The following is a 20125-nucleotide window of genomic DNA, read 5'->3' as shown; positions in this document are numbered from 1 at the left end:
ATTATTTTTATAACATTCAAATCTTTATCTATATCATATTCTTTAAGAATTTTTTTGATTAAAAAGATGATTTACTGATGACGTGCTTTTCTAACGCAAAGCTTTAGCTTCATTATGCCTATTTTCAGGGAGCAAAGGATAGAATCAACTTCGTTGATTAGTCGAAGCGCATGGATAAGCATACAGCTTCATCAGCGACGAAGTCGCATCACTTTGCCTACTTAAAATATAGCAGAATTATTCATCAACTTTGCGTTAATGTTTTTAATCAAAAAACAATTTAAAACATAAGCCTGAGGATCAATGTAAAGTGTGATCAGTTTCAAAAGAAAGATTCAGCTGTCGTTCATCAATTATTAGATTATTTGTTTACCCTGTAAATTTCAATTATTTTCGTAATTTGAATCACTCAACCATGGACAAAAAGCTCATCTATATCAATATTACTGTATTAATCCTAATCTTTACTTTATATGTTCTAGGATATGCTCTCATTAATTATCCAATGAGATTTGATATTTTGTACTTGATCAAAGAATATGGATTAGGAGTTTTATTGATCATTGTATGTGGTATTACTTTAGTGAGCTATCTTATTAGTTCTCTAGAAATAAAAAAATTGAGCTTTAGATTTAAATTTCTACGAGTTTTTCTTATTCTTAACAGTCTCTTACTTTTTGGTATTGCTTTTATAACTACTAAAGAATTTCTTGAAAAAAGAAAACTCTTCATAGAGAGGGAAAACGAATATATTCAACAAGCAAAACAAGACATAAAAAATGACCATATTGTTTTCAAATTTGCAGGAGGTTTCGAAGTTCCTAATTATAACGAAGACGTATATAAAAAGGTAGACAGTATTCAAAAAAATTATGGGGTCGAATATAAAAATACAGGATGTATTATAGATCCAGTTGAATCAAACGCTCAGGAAAAATATAAGGAAACAGTGATGCCCTATCTCGAAAGAAGAAATGGAAAAGGCTGGAAAACCAAAATGGATGGGGAAATTGAAAAGATGAAGAAACTTTATGATCAGAAATATCCCTCAAAATAAAAATCAGTTTTCAAATAATTAATGAATTTATACTCTACCCTACAAATTGGTGATTATCATATCAATCATTGTGAAGATTTTCTCATCACTAAGAACATTGGAAATGATAAAATACTATGTGCTGTTATGGACGGATGCTCCACAGCAATGGATAGCCATTTTGCATCAACATTAATAGGAAAAGTTTTAAGGAAAATAGCAATTGAAATCGGTTACAAAGAATTGTATGAATCCAATAACAATCTCACTGATATTGATGCAGAACTGAAGTCAATTGTTAAAGATGTATTCAAAGAGCTCATTTCATTAAAAAATCAATTGATGCTTGATGAAAAAGAACTGTTAAGTACACTCACTATTCTTCTCTACAATAAAAAGAAAACAAGGGCGTTATTTTAGCTATCGGAGATGGATTAATCTGTATCAATGGGAAAATAACAGAGTTTGATAGAGATAATAAACCAGATTATCTGGCCTATCACTTAAATAAAGATTTCGAAACTTGGTACAGCAAACAACATCAAAAAATATTTTTCGATGATCTAAAGGATATTTCAATTGCAACCGATGGTATTCTGACGTTTTCCAACATAAAAAAGACAGACCACAATGAAGAAATAAACGTGATAGATTATTTATTAATAGACCAATCCAATCATGATACTGAAGAAATGCTTAATATGAAACTTAAAAAGCTTGAACATTATTATGGATTAAAACCAACAGATGATCTGGCTATTATAAGAATTACTAAAGACTAAATCTACCAAAACACAATACTTGAAAAAAATAATCCATCTCATAAAATCCAACATCATCTCATTTTTACAGAAGAATGGAATTGCATTTATCGTTTTGGTGACGACAACATTTGTGCAGTTATATTGGGCGATGGGAATGCTCTCGGATCATACTTCGAGTAGCTGTTTAGAATGTAGTTTTTTTGAAGATGCATTGCTGATGTCATTGCTGACAGGTTTTTTCTTTTCTATCTTATTTTCAATATTTTCATTACTCAAAAACGTATACCTTAAAGCAACTATAGAATTCATTATTCTCATTGCCGTATGGCTATTCTGGAACTATACTATTTTTGTTGAAAGGGAATCTTCATGGAGTACCTATTTGTTTAATGAAGAACTCTATTACACCATTTCACAGTCAGTTTTTCCCGTTATGAGTCTGGGGTGTACCTCTATTATCTTATTACATTATAAGGAAATAAAGACTAAATTTGTACAAACTACAAAATAATATCCTTGAAAAAACTCATTCCTATTCTGGTTGCATTCCTGTGTATGGTTCACTCTTGCCAAAAGAACGAAAAGACAGATACACCACAAAAAACAGATACACTCACCAAGAAAAACATCAACGAAACGGTTGTAAATAATCAGGAGACCGAACAGTTATCCGGATTTCCAAAAACAGGAAAAAAAGCATCCGATTTTGTTTCGAATACCTATGAAATACAATACGAAGCAGAAGGTGATCTGAATAATGACGGACTTTCAGACAGGGCTTTAGTATTGAGAGAAAAAGCAGATACGTTGGCAGCTCGAACTGTTTTAGTGATTTTAAAAAATCCAGATAAAACGTATCGTTTAGATACAACCTCCGACTCCGTTTTTCCTGCAGAATACACGGAAGATCATTACAAAATTTATGACACCGAAGACATCAGCATTGAAAAAGGTAAATTAAAAATTAACTTATATGCAACCGGCCCGAACGGAAATCTTTTCAGTAAATTCAAATATATAAACAGTGATTTGATCCTTACCTATATTGAAACTTACAATATGGGAGCAGGCAGTCATCAAGGGCTTTATTACGAGGTATTAAAAGGAAAACTTACCCAAGAAGTAACCAATACCATGGAAGAAGAAATGCCTTCAAAATCAAAAACATTTAACCTTAAAAAGCAGAGGTTTTTGTTTAAAAGTGCTGATCCGGAAGCTGTGATTAGGGATGCTTATAATAAGATTGATTCCAAAGATTGGTAATTTTTAAATCATTAAAATAAGCCTGAATTCTTATATTTGTACCGCAAAATATTGGTAATAAAATTATGATTCCTACCCACGACCTTTTCTTTTTTGCTTTGGCAGCCTTTGTCTTGGTCATCAGCCCAGGACCGAATATGATCTATTTAATCTCCCGATCTATAACACAAGGAAAAAAGGCAGGTTTAACCTCCCTTGCCGGTGTGGTTTGTGGTTTTTTATTCCATATTGTGATGGTATCTTTTGGTCTTACAGCAGTATTATTTGCTGTGCCTTATGCGTACATCGTTTTAAAAACACTGGGAACAATATATCTTTTATATCTCGCCTATCAGGCCATTAAGCCTAACAGTAAAAATATTTTTGAGGTTGATCAAAACATTTCGATAGACAAACCTGCAAAATTATTTACAGTAGGTTTCTTTACCAATGTCCTCAATCCTAAAGTGGCTGTTTTCTATTTATCGTTTTTTCCACAGTTTATAAAACCTGAATACGGCTCCATCTTTACACAAAGTCTAGAGCTTGGAATTATACAGACATTCATAAGTTTTACCATCAACTTTATCATCGTACTAACCGCAGCCAAAATCGCTTTATTTTTCGCGAAGAATCCTGTTTGGATTAAAGTACAAAAATGGTTTATGGCAAGTGTGTTGGTTTTCCTTGCGGTGAAAATGGCGATTTCTAAGGCGAAGTAGAAATAATTTTTCTCGATTTCTTAAGAATTTTCATATATATATGAAAGATGCTTCGACTTCGTTCAGCATGACATTTCTAATACCAACTGCATAATTATAACAGTGTATTTTTAGCGTTGTCATGCTGAGCGAAGCCGAAGCATCTGTATAAAATTTATACCATTTTATCTTTTTAATTGTCACGCCCCTTCAGGGCTACCTTATTATTTATCTTTATTTCATCGGGCTTCACCCGATGCTATTATTATTTCGCCACTTCGTGGCTGATTAAGATACATTCAAAAGGAATAATATTATACCAATTTCATATCAAAATTACTGGAATAATAATATTGAAAATTTCCTTATTAATCTATTCTGTAGAAAATTTTCGTTACAGTAAATTAAAACCCAAAATGGTATTAATTATTTTTAATGCGCTTCCAGCCAGTTATTCCCTACTCCAATCTCCACCAGCAACGGAACCTGTGTTTCAATGGCATTTTCCATTTCAGTTTTAATGATATTTTTAGCGACTTCAACCTCATCAATTGGAGCTTCAAACACCAATTCGTCATGAACCTGAAGTAACATTTTTGTCTGAAGTTTTTCTTTTTCCAGTTCTTTTTGAATTTTAATCATCGCCATTTTCACAACATCAGCTGCACTTCCCTGAACAGGAGCATTGACAGCATTTCTTTCAGCGTGACCTCTTACCACAAAGTTTCCTGAATTGATATCTTTTAGATGACGTTTTCTCCCTAAAATAGTTTCAACATAACCAATTTCACGGGCTTTATTAACTTGTTCAGCCATGTATTGTTTCAACTTTGGATACGTTTCAAAATAAGCTTCGATCATTTGTTTGGCTTCTGTTCTCGATAAACCGGTTTGTTCCGCCAATGCAAAAGCACCCTGACCATAAATGATTCCGAAGTTTACTGTTTTAGCCTGACTTCTCTGTGTTTTGGAAACTTCCTCTAAAGGAATTTTAAACAATTTTGCCGCCGTGGAAGCGTGAATATCTTCACCATCCTGGAACGCTTTGATCATATTATCTTCACCAGAAATTTCGGCAATCAAACGCAATTCAATTTGTGAATAATCAGCAGAAATAATCTTCTTCCCTTCTGCTGAAACAAACGCTCCACGAATTTGCTGACCTCTTAATGTTCTGATCGGAATGTTCTGTAAATTGGGATTCACACTCGCTAAACGCCCTGTTGCAGCAGTAGTTTGTGAGAAATTAGTATGAACACGATCATCTTTGTCGATCTGTGATGGCAACGCATCAACATACGTCGATTTTAATTTCTGATACGTTCTGTATTCAAGAATATGCTGAATAATTTCATGCTTTGAAGCCAACTTCTGCAATACATCTTCCGAAGTCGCATATTGACCTGTTTTAGTCTTCTTCGCTTTCGGATCAAGCTGCATTTTTTCAAATAATACTTCACCCAACTGTTTTGGTGAATTCATATTGAACTCTTCCCCCGAAATTTCAAATATTTTAGCTTCTAACTGTCTTAGGTCATTTTCAAGATCGATACTTTCCTGAGCCAGCCATTTTTCATCCAGAGAAATTCCGGACAATTCCATTTTAGCTAAAACTTCCATCAACGGCATTTCAATATTAAAGAACAGCTCTTCTAAGTTTTCTTTCTTTAATTGAGGCGCAAACAATTCATACAACTGGAAAGTTACGTCTGCATCTTCCGCTGCATAATCGGTCTGTGTTCTCAGATCTGCATCTCTGAAAGTTCCCTGATTTTTTCCTTTTTTACCGATAATGGTTTCAATGGAAACAGGCTTGTAATTTAAATAGACTTCTGAAAGATAGTCCATTCCGTGTCTTCCGTCTGGGTTGAGAAGATAATGGGCGATCATGGTGTCGAACATGGCTCCCTGAACGGTAATATCGTATTGCTTTAAAATTTTATAATCGAATTTCAGATTGTGAGCAATCTTAAGCAAGTCTTGTTTTTCAAAAAACGGTCTGAAAATTTCCAATGTTGCTAATACTTCCTCCCTATTTTCTGAGAAAGGAATATAGTACGCCAAGCCTTTTTTATACGAAAAACTCATTCCCACCAATTCGGCTTCCAGTTCATTCAAAGAAGTTGTTTCTGTATCAAAACAAACGGCTTTTTGATTCAATAAGTTTTGAACTAAAATTTTCTGAGCTTTAGGATTGTCCACAAACTGATATAAATGTTCGTTCTGCTCAATGCTGGATTTTGTGGAAGTTGCCTGATCCAGTTCTTCAAAATTAGCAAAGAGATCCAACTGACCAATTTGTTTCGCCACTTTTTGCTGAGGCGTTTCTTCCGGCTGAGCAACTTGTTCACTGTTTCCAGCAGCATCTTTAGCTACCACTTCTGTTTGAGTAGGCGCAAAAGCACGGTACAAATTTTCATACAGCCTTGTGAATTCTATTTCGTCAAAAACCTTTTTGGCTTTTTCAAAATCCGGAGTTTCAAGATCATATTGTTCCTGATGGAATTCTACAGGCACATCACAAATGATGGTTGCCAATTTTTTAGACAATATTCCACGCTCTGCAGATGCTTCTACCTTTTCTTTAAGCTTCCCTTTTAATTTATCTGTATTGGCCAAAAGATTTTCTATGCTTCCGAATTCTTTTAGGAATTTCATGGCCGTTTTCTCTCCAACCCCTTCTAATCCGGGAATATTATCTACTGCATCACCCATCATCGCAAGATAATCGATCACCTGTTTCGGGTCTTCAATTTCATATTTTGCTTTGATTTCTTCAACGCCCAGAATTTCGATCTCACTTCCTTTTAAACTCGGCTTATAAATCTTAACCTTATCTGTCACTAATTGGGCAAAATCTTTATCCGGTGTCACCATAAAGATGGTGTACCCTTCTTTTTCTGCTTTGCATGCAATGGTTCCTATCACGTCATCTGCTTCATACCCTTCCACTCCTAAATGAGGAATATGCATCGCTTCTAAAATCCTATGGATATATGGAATTGCAATCTTAATCGCTTCCGGAGTTTCACTTCTGTTGGCTTTGTATTCTGCAAAATCATCGGTTCTTACACTTGCTCTTCCTACATCAAAAACAACGGCCAAATGAGATGGTTTTTCTCTTCTGATCAATTCGATCAATGAATTGGTAAATCCAAAAATTGCAGAGGTATCAATTCCTGTGCTTGTAATTCTCGGACTCCTGATCAATGCGTAATATCCTCTGAAAATCATCGCATAAGCATCGATGAGAAACAGTCTTTTATCTTGTGTTGCCTCCATTCTATTCTATAATGAACAAATATAAGAAAATAGGAATGTTTTCTTTCCAGAATTTTGGGAAGAGGTTTAAAATTTAGACTGGAAAGCATTAAAAAACCACAAAAAAAATATTCTGTGGTTCATTTTTATGGTATTGAAGAATCTATATTTATTCTTTAACAGGACTCAATTCCAGGCGGTCTTTATCTATCTTGAACTGATACGTCCCGTTCAATGCTTTTGGCTCTTTGCAATCACCAGCCATATCTGCCATCCCTTCGCTTATTTCCACCTTATTATCTTCATACACACTGTAAGTTCCCATCATGTGAAAACACGACGTTCCGGTATGAAATTTTTTATCAGCTTCAAATTGAAGAAAGTTAAATTTAGGTTCTTCCTCAGGAAATTTGATCCATTTAGCTTTTTTAAAAGTCGCACTTCCGTCAGCATTCATCTTTTCGACTTCCCAAGTTGTTTTGGCAAGAGGGTTTGTTTGAGCGTTTACATTCGTGATGAATGAAAATGAAATAATGATGAAAGTAAAAATAAGTTTTCTCATATTGAAATCTTTATCGTTTGATTATTTTGTAGTTTTTTTAGATCTATTTTTGAAGCTAAAGATATCATTTCTTTTTGCCATTCCTATTTAAATATTTAACCAGAAAAACTGGAAATAATAACATGAGAATAATAACAGAAATACTAATGGGTACATTATGTCCGTTGTCTCCAAAAAAATAAATAATTAAGTAGCCGATGATAAATACACTGCCTATTAACAAATAAATCAGAAATATCTCATTTTCCTTCTTTGATACTTTTTTGTTGATTTCAACTTTTATCAAATTTGGGAAATACTGCTTCACAAATTTGAAAATTTTGTCAATATCCGTTTTATCTAATTCTCTAGGATGGATTATTTTATCCTGATAAACAATCAAAAAATATTTTTCAAAAAAATGAAATGATTCTATTTTATTAATTTCTATAATCTTAGAAAAACTCATCGGCGATAAGGCATACCCTTTATAATCATTATTTTTAGGTGCTAAGCATTTGATAAATTTCCTATTCATATAAAATACCTCATCATGACTGTTTACTATTTTCTTCCTTTTTATCAAGATGAAAATTATAAATCCTAAAATCGTTACTAATCCAACTATCAAATCAAATAAACAGCCCATTATTACACTAAAAAATAATGTACCCATGATTGCAATTGCCATTTCTACACGGCCTGATCTATTCGCTTTATAAATTTGAATTTTGTTTTCCAATTTTGGTGAGTATGAGTTTACCTATAACCTATTCAAATAGCAAAACCATATTGTAGGTAATAATGTAATTTGTAAATAATTGCACAAATAAATAATCCTATAAAGGGGAATATCAAATATCCATATTGCAAATAATTATCATATAATATTTTTTTATCGGAAATATTAGCCTGTTTTAAGAGTTCCTTGATATTTTCTTTTTGCATTTTATCTAGATATAATGCTTCATTTTTTCCCGCTACATATATCCTTAATATTATCAATTCGTTTAATGGTAAAGAAATATAATAATTTTCAACAATTGATAATGGAATCTTATTATTATCAATCTGTATTTCACAGGTATTAAAACTTACCTTCACAGCTTTTTTCTTGAGCTGATTAATAATAAAAGCATACGTTGCAACAACTATAGATAGGTATAAAATAAAACGAAATCTTTCGAAATACGAACAAATAAAAATTACAATTGCAAAAACAGGAAGCCACAAATAGGCAGTTCTCAATATTGTTTGATGATAATATCCTTTAACCATACATGCAGAATCGTCATTCATATTATCTGTTGGGTAATTGTTCTAATGAATCTAAAATTTTTAAATTTCTCTTGCTGTTTGGATTTCCTAATTTATCTGACTCTTCTAAAAAATACCTAGCTCTTTTAAAATTATTTAATTCTATATTACAAATTCCCAGCATATTGGTTAGTATTTTCAGTTCGTCTTTGTCTGTTAATTGATTCTTATCGTAAACAGTTTTTAAATACTTTTCAGCATTTTTATAATCTTGGACTTCAAAATAACTATCCCCTAATGCCATAGATATTTTAGGATATTCTTTTATATTCAATTTAGAGAGTGAACCTATCGACTTCTGAAATTCACCTTCTTTATACGCTCTCCAACCTTTATCATACAAATCATCATTAGCACTTTTGAAAATTTTATTTTTTACAATCATAATAATAGAAATGAATGAAATTATCCCTATAACTATTTGTAGTGCTTTTTTCATACTTGACTATCCATTATTCGCTATAATACTAATACCATTTCCTGTATCTTCAGCCATTGCGTTAGCTAGTACCTTCCTTGAGTCTTCCGAAAATCCAGTAGCAATAAACGGGAAAAAAAAGCCAATAAACCCTGCACCTTTTACCCCTAGTTTTCCAATATTTTTGATATTTTGGAGCTTTAATGCTGGTAACTCTCTTGCTAAATTAGGAAGGTTTCGGGGGCGCACTCTTCCTAATCCATCTTTTGCAGTTTGTACAAGGGATTCGGAATATTTACCATTTCGAATATTCTCTACTATCACTTTTCCTTCAGGTGTTTTCCAAACTTCTCGCGAATTTATTCCTTCAAGTGCAGATAAATCCTTAGATAATCCTGTTCCTTGTTTTATTTCTATAAGATTTTTCTGCCAATCCTGAACATACCATTTTCCATTAAAAAAAATAGGTGTCTTTCCATCTCTGCTAGCTAATCCTCCTTTTTCATTAAGCTCTAAAATATCCGGACTTGCAAGGTCACCTGGAGTTGCATTTAAAGGATTATCGACATAACCAGGTATTCTGCTATTTTCATCTACTTTATTATTCATATCTTGGTAATGAGTATTATCTTCTAATGAACTATTTCTAATCCACTTTCTTTCCTGATAAGTTCCTTCATTCATTGCTACCATGGTTACTCCCATCCATAATAAAGTTTTACCTATTCCCATTTCTACCCCGGCAATAACAATTCCTGCTCCTCCAAAAAAAGAAGCAAAAGCATTAAATCCTATTTCCTTATTGTTATTGGAATTAATTTGTTCAGCATATTTTTTTGCTACAGGATAGCTAAAAATTGGACTTAATAGTCCTCCAGCATCACATAATAATATAGAATTTTGAGTAATAGCTTTATGTTTGTCAAATGTTACTTTTTCATGCTCAATATTCCACTTTCCCTTTGTTAAAGCTCCAGTGCATAAATGATTTATTTTTGTGGCATGGTAAACCGCAGCGCCAGCACACAAAAGTACCCCAGCTCCCACTGCTAATACAGCCCATCCAACGGGTCCTGATAATACTAAAAGTGCCCCTACTATAAGTCCTGCACCAAAACAGATAAATCCCCACATTGCATTTTTAGGACTTTTACACGGAAATTCTTTACTAATATTTCTATCTTCCATAGTTAATAATGGCCTTGTCTGATCGTTTCCATAGAAAACAGTTATTGACTCTCTTGTTGGAATAAGTTGTCTTGGCTCTGCATCAGTTTGAAATGTACAAATGGTATATACGTCTTTAGGTATGTATGAAGCACTCATAATATTATATTTTTATTTTATAGAAAAACAAAATCTATTAGTTAATTATTATTCTTAATTATTTTTAAAATTAAATTCCCTTTATAGGGGTTTTAGTAAAATACTGACATCGATTTCCGCAATAGTATAAATACATATTTTTCTATCATGAAAAAAGTTTAAATTCAACCCTAAAAATTAAGATACAGTAGATTAGTAAGAGATAAGCATAGAAAACAATTTTAAAATTTTTGAATTCTGGATATGCAATTAAACTTATAAATATTTAGTTATGATTTGAATACCAATAAATGTTTTGAAAATTTCTCTTTCTTATTTTCGAAAAATGCAATTCTTTTTGAGCAGACTTTAGAAATTTTTTCAGTTCCTCTCCTTTATTTTCTTCATATTTATTTTTATATTCTACATCATTGAGATAAATATTACCCTTATTTTTCAAACAAAAATTAAAGTATATTTTTGAGCTTTGTAGTGGTAATGCTTTTGTCTCATAATCATATGAGTAAAATCCCAAAATATCCGATTTAGAATATTTTTCTGGCTGTTGATTTCCTTTTTGTACATAAATATTGTTTTCATCAAACCATATTTTAACCTGAACAGAAATGGCTTTTAAAATCAAATAGCAAGTTCCAAAATAAAGTAATGTAAAAAACATTACAAAAGAAAGCCTGAACATTCCCTTAAATAAAAAATAATACACGATTCCATATAAGATCATACATGGAATAATTACTAAAAAAGTTTTGACAATATGATAAGGCAATACGTTCTTAAATATATACATTTGATTTACTATTAAAAATTAGATTTTAATATTCAATTTGTTTTAAATCAAACTGAGTAATAAACTGATAATTATTTTTCACTTCTTCTTTCATCAATGCAGATGCATTTACAATAATCCCTGTTTTCTTCTCAACCATTCTTCTGATCCGATAATCATAATTGTATTCACTAAAACCATATTCTATAATAGGTTTATAAAATTTATTATACTGATCTTCTAAAACATTATTATCAATTTTATCCTTTAAAAGGGTTCCGACTGTTTTGTATTCTACAAAATAATCATCTTCTTTTATAATGGTATGTTGCAGTTCTAGTTCAACTGGAATATTAACAAATATTTGAGAGATAAACTTCAAAACATCATTTTTATCTCTTTTTTTATGAGCATCATAATCATTAAATAATACGTGGTAGAGAAGTGATTTGTCATAAGTTTTCTTTAAATTGGTTTCATTCTCAAATTCCAATCCACCACCTGTAATTATATCATCTGCTGCTTTAGAATTAATTTTTTCAACCTGCCTGTAAAATTCTGAAGATGCTAATTTTGGTTTAAAACTTTCCCATTTTTCTTTAATTTGTGAAAAATTCAGAACTTCTTTAATAGTATTATCATTGTTTAAATCAAACACAACATTTTCTTTATCAAATTCAAGTTCCTTTACAGCTTCTATAGCAAGGGAGAGATTCTCAGGATTTATTTTATATAAATATTCCTTTAGCTTTACTTTAGCTTTACCATGCAATAAATCTCTTTCTACAGTATATTCTTTCTTTGTATTACAATGGAATGATATTCTATCTTCTAATTTTGTTGTGTTAAACTGTTCACATCTATATCTTATCTTTTGCATAAACTTTCTTCCCTCCGCATCTGCTAAAGCTTTCTCTTTTTCATCATCATCTTTTTCCTCTAAAAAAAGATATTGTAGATGAATAGGAAGTGTATTCCCAATAATAACCTTTGTAACTCCACAATTTTCATTATGAGAATTTATAAGCTCCTGAATTGTAATTTCGTACTTTTTTGCTATAGATTCTAAAGTATCTCCTTTTTGAATTTCGTATTTAATTAATTCCATATTATTAGTTTATATCTACTTGTCCACCTGTAATTGTTGTATTCCCATTAAACACAGCTTTTGCAGTTCCAGAACCTTTAATTGTGGAAGATTGACCATTGATCTCAATTATATCTCCACTAATAACAATTTTCCCGTCAGAAGTCAATGTTATGGAACTTCCTCCCGTTTCCAGTTTTATTTCAGTATTACTTTTAATATTTATTTTTCCGGCATTATCCATTGTTATTGTAGATTGCCCTTTTCCAACATTAATCGTATTGTTGGTACCAACATTGGTTGTATGGTTATTCCCAATATCTTCTGTATTGTCATTACTTACAGATGTATTAATATCTCCTGTTCCGCTTAAAGTGACATGATTTCCGCTTCTGTCTTTAATCTCAATTCCGCATCCGTCATGAAATTGAATAATATTTCCACTTTTGCTACTTAAGCTCATCACATTATTCCCTGCACCTCCTCCAGCACCAACTTTCCCATGAAACATTCCTCCCATCACGAAAGGCCTGTCTGGATGCTGATGAACAAAGTTGATGATAACCTGATCTCCTACTTCAGGAATAGACATAAATCCTCTATTTTTATTCACCTTATCACTGCTTCCCGCATCAGGAGTCATTACACGAATAAATTCTGTAGTATCTGAGCCACTTTGCCAATCAAACTTCACCTTAACTCGGCCTTGGTTTAATGGATCTGAATTGGAGGTTACTTTTGCAAATTGAGATTCTGCTCTGGGCTGCTCAAACTCTGGGCGCGGAATAAAACCTGTATCCGAAGCAATGGCCTCAAATGTTCCGTCATAATAGCCTCGTGCATCTACCTCGTGGGTCACTTCTATGATCATCAACTTGGTAAAATAAGAGGTTTCATTGCTGTCCGTTTTACGCATTTCGATATCAGCAATACATCCCGGATATAAAAACGGAATCGTAGTTGTTCCCGATGTTATAAATACATTGGAAGCCTTACTTCCCGCTGTTCCTTTTTGGGATGCATCAATGTCCATAAAGGAAGTTGCTTTGATAGGAGCCACCCGTAATGAAGGGGTTTGAAACGTTTTCTCTGAAATTTCGTACGCTCTTTTAGCAATATCTGAAGTATGATTGATCTTTGAACTTCCTGTAGTGAGTTTCTCATTTTTACTGCTGTTGTAGCCGTAAAAAGTAGGGTTAACGTGTTGTGCCTTCATTTTAATTTTAACATCATTCACGCTGCTGCCATAGGTAAGCTGTACCGGTTTTTCCTGAGGCGGAAGTTTTCCGAAATGCAGAACTTCACCATCATAAAAGAATTGTTCTCCGTATGCTTCGGCTATTCTTGCCAAATAATTATAATGGGTCTCTTCATATTGAGAGCTGTAAGAAACGTTTCCATGTTGGGCGTCTACTCTATAGTCGAAATTATTTTGTCCCAGCCCTTCTTTAATTACCTGATCGGCAATGCTATTTAAGCTTATATCCTGTGAGCCTCCAAAACTTTGAATATGAGGCGCTGCATCTAAAAGAATGGTCGGACTGGAGCCTGTAAGAACAATATTCCCCAAACTTCCTTTATCCTGACTAAAACCTACTTCTGTAATGACCCCAACAAAATTTCTTTCCGGGCCTTCTTCTACATCTTTATATTTAAAAACTACGGTGATACGCTTTCCTAAAAAATTTTGTGCTTCTTCAAGATTATGATTTTCGGCATTTCCCAAACTGTCATGAGCCAGCATTAATGTAAACTCATGATGCTTCACGGCACTTTGGGTGAGCTTAAAATGTTTAAAATGATTAACAGACTTGCCATCAATAATTACTTCAAGCTTTACAACACGGTTGATTCCTAAAATTTGATTAATAGCAATTGCTGCTGCATTATGTATTTTTGAAGTCGGCTGTTTAGCCCAAACTTTCCCTTCTATAATTGATGGATTGTTAGGAGATACCACTTGGTTCATCAACATATTGGAAGAACCTTGCGAAATTGTAGAATAAGCCTGTTGAGCCTTTGCCACTTTTTCAGTCGCTTTTTGAGTGACCTCATTTACTTTTCCCATTTTTTCTTCAGCCACCTTTATTACTTTCTCTTCAGCCTTCTCCTCTATCTGAGATACAGGATTTTTTATATTCTTAGGGCTCTGTATTTTTGTTGGTTTGTTATCCTGAAACATGATATTTTGTGTTTAATTAAATTATGGTATTGGTTTTATTATGAACTAGTTATAGCACATATCAAACCAAAACATTTTATCATAAAATTAAATATCAACTTATTTTAACCGTTAAAACAATCAAATGAGAAAATATTTAATACATCAAAGTCATATCTAAATAATTTTTATTTCAAGTCATCATGACAGAAACAGAAAAACAGAATAGCGAACTTTGGGAAGTCACTATTCTGTACTAATTTTTATTTTTACTAAGAAAATGGTAAGGATTAGTTAGTTCCTCCAGGCCAGATACCTTCATAAGCAGAGTTACCGTAGTTGATTTTTTCTGCGCTAATGATGAAGCTGATCAACATACTGTTTTCGTCTACTGCGTCGAAGTCTACTTCGTGCTGAATTACATATCCGTTTTCCCAGTTCAAAGTAATCAATGTTCCTTCTTCGTGAGATTTGTTGAAAGTGATCTCGCCAGTTGTTGGCTTATACTTTCCGTTCAGTAAGCTTTCCAGAATATCAGATTTTTCTGTAGCTTCGATCGTAACTTTAATAATTGCGTTAGAAGGATCTGATGCTACACGTCCTGAAACATCTGTAGATCTTGATACGCTATAATTTAGCTTTAATAATTTTTGTCCTTCGCTTCCGTTGAATTTTAAGATTCCTCTTGAATTTGCTGCCATAATGGTAAATTTTAATCGTTAATATTTTGTGATTAGGTATTTATTATGATCCAAAGATAGACCACATAATTCTATTGAAAAAACTTTTATATACAAATCTGAGATTTTGTAGTAGTTCTACGATTTCTTGTAGTAATTCTACGACTCCAGAAATAATATTCAATAATATAAATATGAAAATCAAACACTTGAAAGATTCAAAAAACACCCTTACAGCTTGATAATTTTACACACATAAGAGAAATAACATCCTATTTCAGATTGAATAGAGATCAAAGCCCCCATCCTCTCATTGCATCAAAATGAAAGAATAGTAAGTGAGATTTTATTAGAAATTGTACTTATAAATTCAAAAAATAGATTAAAATCAAGCTCAACCATTGCAAGCCCATATAAATAAAGAAGAATGCAGCAGAAGGTTCTGACAGTTCATGAAGTTTTTCAATCAGTTTAGCTTTAATAATATCATAAAAATTTGCATTTTCATTCCCTAGATTCAGTTCGTCGAATTTCACTTTTTTCAAAGCATAACTCACGATTCTTTTCAGGATTTTATTTTCCGAGCTGCTTTGAAATTCGTTTATTAATTTAATTTTTGCCAACGTATAATCTGCTCCTGTTCGAATAACCACAGGCTGATTTGTTTTGAACTTGTCGATTATTTTATCAATGAAAGGAATTAAAATAATTTCGGCTTTATCTTTTACAATCTTACTGATCACAGTTGATATAGCATATTTCATCGAAAAAACACCAATGATATAAGGAGCAGCCAGCATCAGGAGATAGAAAATAATGGATGATATCGGCTTAGCGGTGATAGTAGCCACTAAGAATAAATACGCTCCACTATGCCCCGTAGAGGCGCCTAAGCTATTCGACAAAAAATAAATTCCAAGTATGAAAGTAATAAGAGTTGATAAGATTCCTATTCCGTACATTTTTAATACATTGAAAAGAAATACTGCAGATAATTTTGAGAAATATTTTAAATGGTTTACTGTTTTATTCATGGATATAGTTTGGAAAATTCATAAGATCCCGGAGGAAATTGTTGTAGATAAACATCACATCTGCTGTTCTTCTTATGACATTATAGAATAGCAGAAATGGGATTTAAATAAGTACATGTAAAGTAAAGAGAATGGTGTTAATTTGCTTTCCTTCCTTCTTTTATCGATCGGGTAAGTATTTTATTTTTTCTTAAAAGAAAGTCGGGCATCAGATCCATTGGGAGATAAAAAGTACTTTCCCCTTTTTCTTCCAGTTCATTTTCAATTCCAGGATTCCAGGCGAGTATTTTATCAACATCTATTTTAAGTTCATCAGCAATAATGGTAAGATTAAACCCTGCATTAATTTCCGTTTCTGAAAGGGACTCATCATTCTTTCCACTTCCGGTTCCACCTTCCGTAAAGAAAACCGTGTTCATTCTTGACGAATTGTAATTGCTTAAAACACTTTGCAGTTCTCCTGTTGCATAGCATGCATTCAGGTATTTTTTGACATGATTAATAGTTTCTCCCGGTAAATATTTAGAAAAGATGTGGTATTGTGTAGAACCTGCTGCCTGCATAGCTTTGGCAACATTTCCTTCTCCGCAATTGTATGCAGCAACCACCGTTACCCAATTATTATATTTCTTATAAAGATTGCTTAAAGAAACTACCGCCACTTTTGTACTTTTATACAGATCGTTACGGTTCTGTTCTGAAAGCCCATATTGATTGGCGTGAGAGGTCATAAACTGCCAAACCCCCACTGCTCCAGCTCCGGAAGTAATGTTTCTGTCGAAATGAGATTCAATTAAAGCTAAATTCCTCAAATGCCTCGGCAACCCTTTTTGTGCAAGAGAATATTCGATGAAATCTACGATCTCTTTGTTTGAATTAATGATATTTTTATATTTTCTCACGCTGCTTTCCGAGGTATCAGATGCAGCGAGAAATTGTCCGTTCACAAGTTGTGAAGAACTCATCAATATTATTCCTAAAAAAATATTTTTGAAGTTCATGTGTATATTTTAAGATAAAACAGCAAAATCGTAATGGGTGATTTTGCTGTTTTTATAATTTATTGTATTAATTTACTTTCCAAGTTAAGGCATCTCCTTCCCAATCTACATTCAGCGTCTGCCCAGCTTTCACTTCTTCTTTCACAATCATTTTAGAAATTGGTCTTGCCAACTGCGCTCTGATTACTCCTGAAATTTGTCTTGCTCCATACTTACTGCTAAATCCGCCTAGCGCTAGATTTTTCACGGCTTCGTCTGTAATTTTTAAGGCCATTCCTAATCGGTGAAGTGAGGCGTGAAGTGATTTTAACTGAATATTAAAGATTCTCTCCGCAATCGATTCTGTAATCGGTGCAAAAGGAATAATTTCAGTGATTCTCGCCAAGAATTCTGGTCTAAAACGCCCTGAATTTGACATAATTTGCATTAATGATTTTGATTCCGGTATTTTTCCTTCTTCAAATTGTTTTACAATCTCTTCACTTCCGATATTGGAGGTAAATAGAATCAACGCATTGCTGAAATCTCCTTCTTTTCCAAGCTTATCATGCACTTTTCCTTCGTCCATAATCTGTAAAAAGACATCAAATACAGAATGGTGTGCTTTTTCAATTTCATCAAATAAAACTACTGTATAAGATTGCTGACGAATTTTATTCACCAACATACCTCCTTCTTCATAGCCCACATATCCCGGAGGCGCTCCATATAAAAGTGCCGCTGAATGTTCTTCTTTAAACTCTGACATATCAAAACGAACCATCGCCTTTTCATCATTGAAAAGCAACTCTGCCATAGATTTTGCCAACTCTGTTTTTCCTGTTCCTGTAGGTCCCAGAAGGAAGAACGAACCGATGGGTTGCCCGGGTTTATTTAATCCGCTTCGGTTTTCAACAATAGCGTCAGAAAGAATTTTCAAAGCATGATCCTGCCCCACTACCCTGTTCATTAACAGACCTTCCATATTCAGCAGTTTTTCTTTCTCCTGAGCCTGAATTTTCCCAATTGGAATATTCGTTTTTGCTGCCATAACAGCTGCCAATTCCAAACGGTCTACTTTTTCTCTTTTCTTTGAAGCGTGCTGTAAAAGTTCGGTGTAGGTTTCTTCAATTATTTTTTGAATTTCTTCTACAGGCATTGAATTGTCTATTTGTGGTTGCTCACTTAAAGAACCCCACAAAATCGGACTGATCTTATCTCTCAACAAATTATAATTCCAGATTAATTCATCTGCTTTGTCTTTATCATCCAAATATTCTTCTGTAAGAATCGTTTCATAGATATCTTTCCAACTTTGCAGCTCTTTTTCTGAAAGTTCGTCAAGCATTTTGATCGCAGCCATGGTTCTGTCTAACAAATCAATAGCAGCATCCGGTAATTTTTTACCTTTTGAATATCGCTTTGCTAAACGTACACATTCCGGAAGTGCCGCTTTCTCCACTTCAATTCCGTGGTGTTTTTTATATCCTTCCAACAAAACATCGATCATTTTAACGCATGTTTTTTCGTCTGGTTCATTCACTGTTAAGACTTCAAAACGACGGTTAAATGCCTGTTCCGGTTCAATGATCTTTCTGTATTCTTCCTGAGTTGTTGCTCCAATTACGGTGATTTCACCTCTTGCCAATTCAGGTTTCAACAAATTAGCAACATTTCCGATGCTTCCTTTTGGATCTAAAAGGGTGTGAATTTCATCAATGAAAAGAATTGCTTTTTCAATTTTCTTACATTCATTAATGATTTTTTTAAGACGGTCTTCAATCTCCCCTTTATAAGAAGTTCCTGCTAATAAAGCTCCCGTGTCAAGTTCTAACAGCGTTCCGTTTTTAAGCATTTCGGGAACATTTCCTTTAATAATTTCAGTCGCAAAACCTTCTACTAAAGCTGTTTTACCAACTCCCGGTTCTCCGATGATAATAACGTTGGGTTTCGTTCTTCGGCAAAGAATTTCAACCAACATTCTCAGTTCTTTATCTCTTCCGATGATATTTTCTAAATCTCCTTTTCTGGCCTGCTCCGTTCTATCTACACAATAGGCTTTAATGGATGGAAAAGAATTATCTGAATAGTCTGAGCCATTTGAAAACAAGGAAGAAACTGCATCATCTTCAGCACCACCAAACGGCGTATCTTTTCTATATAAATTGAATATTTCGTGTTCTCTAAGAGGTAATGATTTCAACTGTTGCAACGTAAAAGCAACCTGAGGTTTTACAATAGCGGTCAGCAGGCAAATAGGGGTAATTTCGTCCAAACCTAATTTTAAACGAATATCATCTGCTTCCTCCACAATGGTATCTACAGATTCATCCTGACCAACCTCATCCGGAAGATGAGTCGTTTTAGGGTAATCTTCGATGCGAACATCTGCCCATTCGTAGAAATAACCCGGATCTTTATCTATGTTTTTTAAAAATTCATTAAGTCCGATATCCTTATGCATCAAAGCCTGCAGAATATGTGGACCGCCATACGTGGCATTATAATTTTCTCTCGCTATCGATTGTGCAATATGAAAAAGCTGTTTTACTGTTTCGTTGGTTACTAGTACTCCCATTTTACTATTTTTCTCAAAATTTATTAATATATCTGATTACGGTGTGTGTTTGGCGACTGTGTTTTTATTAAATTATAAACAAATAATAATCTACAATCATTATATATTTTATTGTACACTAAGATATTAGTTTTTTTTTAATAATCTTAGCTATCTCTTTTAAATCTGACATCATAGGATCTTTAAAAGCCTTTGAATATCAAAAACGATATGCTTTGCAACGGTAAAAAAGA

General features: G+C 33.2%; 18 protein-coding genes. 5 read left to right on the top strand and 13 right to left on the bottom strand.

Features of this window, described 5'->3' with window-relative positions; translation table 11 throughout:
* Positions 1-415 precede the first annotated feature (415 nt).
* From AMQ68_RS14115 to AMQ68_RS14095, 5 genes are all read left to right on the top strand, one after another.
* Positions 416-1057, top strand: a complete 642-nt coding sequence (locus AMQ68_RS14115; RefSeq protein ID WP_054511282.1) for a hypothetical protein — start codon at positions 416-418, stop codon at positions 1055-1057.
* Positions 1058-1078: 21 nt separating this feature from the next.
* Positions 1079-1456 (top strand): hypothetical protein, encoded by a 378-nt coding sequence (locus AMQ68_RS14110; protein WP_054511281.1) that lies wholly within the window; start codon positions 1079-1081, stop codon positions 1454-1456.
* A 381-nt stretch (positions 1457-1837) separates the two neighbouring features.
* Complete coding sequence (locus AMQ68_RS14105; protein WP_241775136.1) at positions 1838-2311, top strand: hypothetical protein; 474 nt, start codon at positions 1838-1840, stop codon at positions 2309-2311.
* A gap of 5 nt (positions 2312-2316) precedes the next feature.
* Positions 2317-3063, top strand: a complete 747-nt coding sequence (locus tag AMQ68_RS14100) for a hypothetical protein (protein ID WP_054511280.1) — start codon at positions 2317-2319, stop codon at positions 3061-3063.
* Between the two features lie 65 nt (positions 3064-3128).
* Positions 3129-3764 (top strand): LysE family translocator, encoded by a 636-nt coding sequence (locus AMQ68_RS14095; protein WP_054511279.1) that lies wholly within the window; start codon positions 3129-3131, stop codon positions 3762-3764.
* A gap of 411 nt (positions 3765-4175) precedes the next feature.
* On the opposite strand, the gene polA is transcribed toward AMQ68_RS14095, so the two are convergent.
* The 13 genes from polA to AMQ68_RS14030 all read right to left on the bottom strand — a co-directional run bounded on the left by polA (position 4176) and on the right by AMQ68_RS14030 (position 19892).
* The gene (polA, locus tag AMQ68_RS14090) at positions 4176-7025 is read right to left on the bottom strand and encodes a DNA polymerase I (RefSeq protein WP_054511278.1); all 2850 of its coding nucleotides are present in this window, start codon (positions 7023-7025) and stop codon (positions 4176-4178) included.
* Between the two features lie 148 nt (positions 7026-7173).
* Entirely contained in the window at positions 7174-7566 is a 393-nt protein-coding gene (locus AMQ68_RS14085) for an META domain-containing protein (RefSeq protein WP_054511277.1), read from the bottom strand.
* Positions 7567-7630: 64 nt separating this feature from the next.
* On the bottom strand, positions 7631-8287 hold the full coding sequence (locus AMQ68_RS14080) for a hypothetical protein (protein ID WP_054511276.1): 657 nt from the start codon (positions 8285-8287) through the stop codon (positions 7631-7633).
* 32 nt (positions 8288-8319) lie between these two features.
* The gene (locus tag AMQ68_RS14075; RefSeq protein ID WP_054511275.1) at positions 8320-8844 is read right to left on the bottom strand and encodes a hypothetical protein; all 525 of its coding nucleotides are present in this window, start codon (positions 8842-8844) and stop codon (positions 8320-8322) included.
* Position 8845: 1 nt separating this feature from the next.
* The gene (locus AMQ68_RS14070) at positions 8846-9301 is read right to left on the bottom strand and encodes a tol-pal system YbgF family protein (RefSeq protein ID WP_054511274.1); all 456 of its coding nucleotides are present in this window, start codon (positions 9299-9301) and stop codon (positions 8846-8848) included.
* Positions 9302-9307: 6 nt separating this feature from the next.
* A complete protein-coding gene (locus AMQ68_RS14065) occupies positions 9308-10606 on the bottom strand; it encodes a hypothetical protein (protein ID WP_054511273.1) in 1299 nt (432 codons plus the stop codon).
* Positions 10607-10871: 265 nt separating this feature from the next.
* On the bottom strand, positions 10872-11393 hold the full coding sequence (locus AMQ68_RS14060) for a hypothetical protein (RefSeq protein WP_071254831.1): 522 nt from the start codon (positions 11391-11393) through the stop codon (positions 10872-10874).
* Between the two features lie 25 nt (positions 11394-11418).
* Positions 11419-12480 (bottom strand): LysM domain-containing protein, encoded by a 1062-nt coding sequence (locus AMQ68_RS14055; RefSeq protein WP_054511271.1) that lies wholly within the window; start codon positions 12478-12480, stop codon positions 11419-11421.
* A 4-nt stretch (positions 12481-12484) separates the two neighbouring features.
* Positions 12485-14641, bottom strand: coding sequence for a type VI secretion system Vgr family protein (locus tag AMQ68_RS14050; protein WP_054511270.1), 2157 nt, complete (start codon positions 14639-14641; stop codon positions 12485-12487).
* 269 nt (positions 14642-14910) lie between these two features.
* Positions 14911-15321, bottom strand: a complete 411-nt coding sequence (gene tssD / locus AMQ68_RS14045; protein WP_054511269.1) for a type VI secretion system tube protein TssD — start codon at positions 15319-15321, stop codon at positions 14911-14913.
* 341 nt (positions 15322-15662) lie between these two features.
* Positions 15663-16334 carry a hypothetical protein gene (locus AMQ68_RS14040; RefSeq protein WP_054511268.1) on the bottom strand — a complete coding sequence of 224 codons (672 nt, stop codon included), beginning with the start codon at positions 16332-16334 and terminating at the stop codon, positions 15663-15665.
* Positions 16335-16471: 137 nt separating this feature from the next.
* Positions 16472-17335 carry a lytic transglycosylase domain-containing protein gene (locus AMQ68_RS14035; protein WP_123905710.1) on the bottom strand — a complete coding sequence of 288 codons (864 nt, stop codon included), beginning with the start codon at positions 17333-17335 and terminating at the stop codon, positions 16472-16474.
* A gap of 67 nt (positions 17336-17402) precedes the next feature.
* On the bottom strand, positions 17403-19892 hold the full coding sequence (locus AMQ68_RS14030; RefSeq protein ID WP_054511267.1) for an ATP-dependent Clp protease ATP-binding subunit: 2490 nt from the start codon (positions 19890-19892) through the stop codon (positions 17403-17405).
* Positions 19893-20125 lie beyond the last annotated feature (233 nt).

It is taken from the genome of Chryseobacterium sp. ERMR1:04 (genome assembly GCF_001297705.1).
Lineage (GTDB): Bacteria > Bacteroidota > Bacteroidia > Flavobacteriales > Weeksellaceae > Chryseobacterium.
This window is presented reverse-complemented; position numbering and strand designations above follow the sequence as displayed.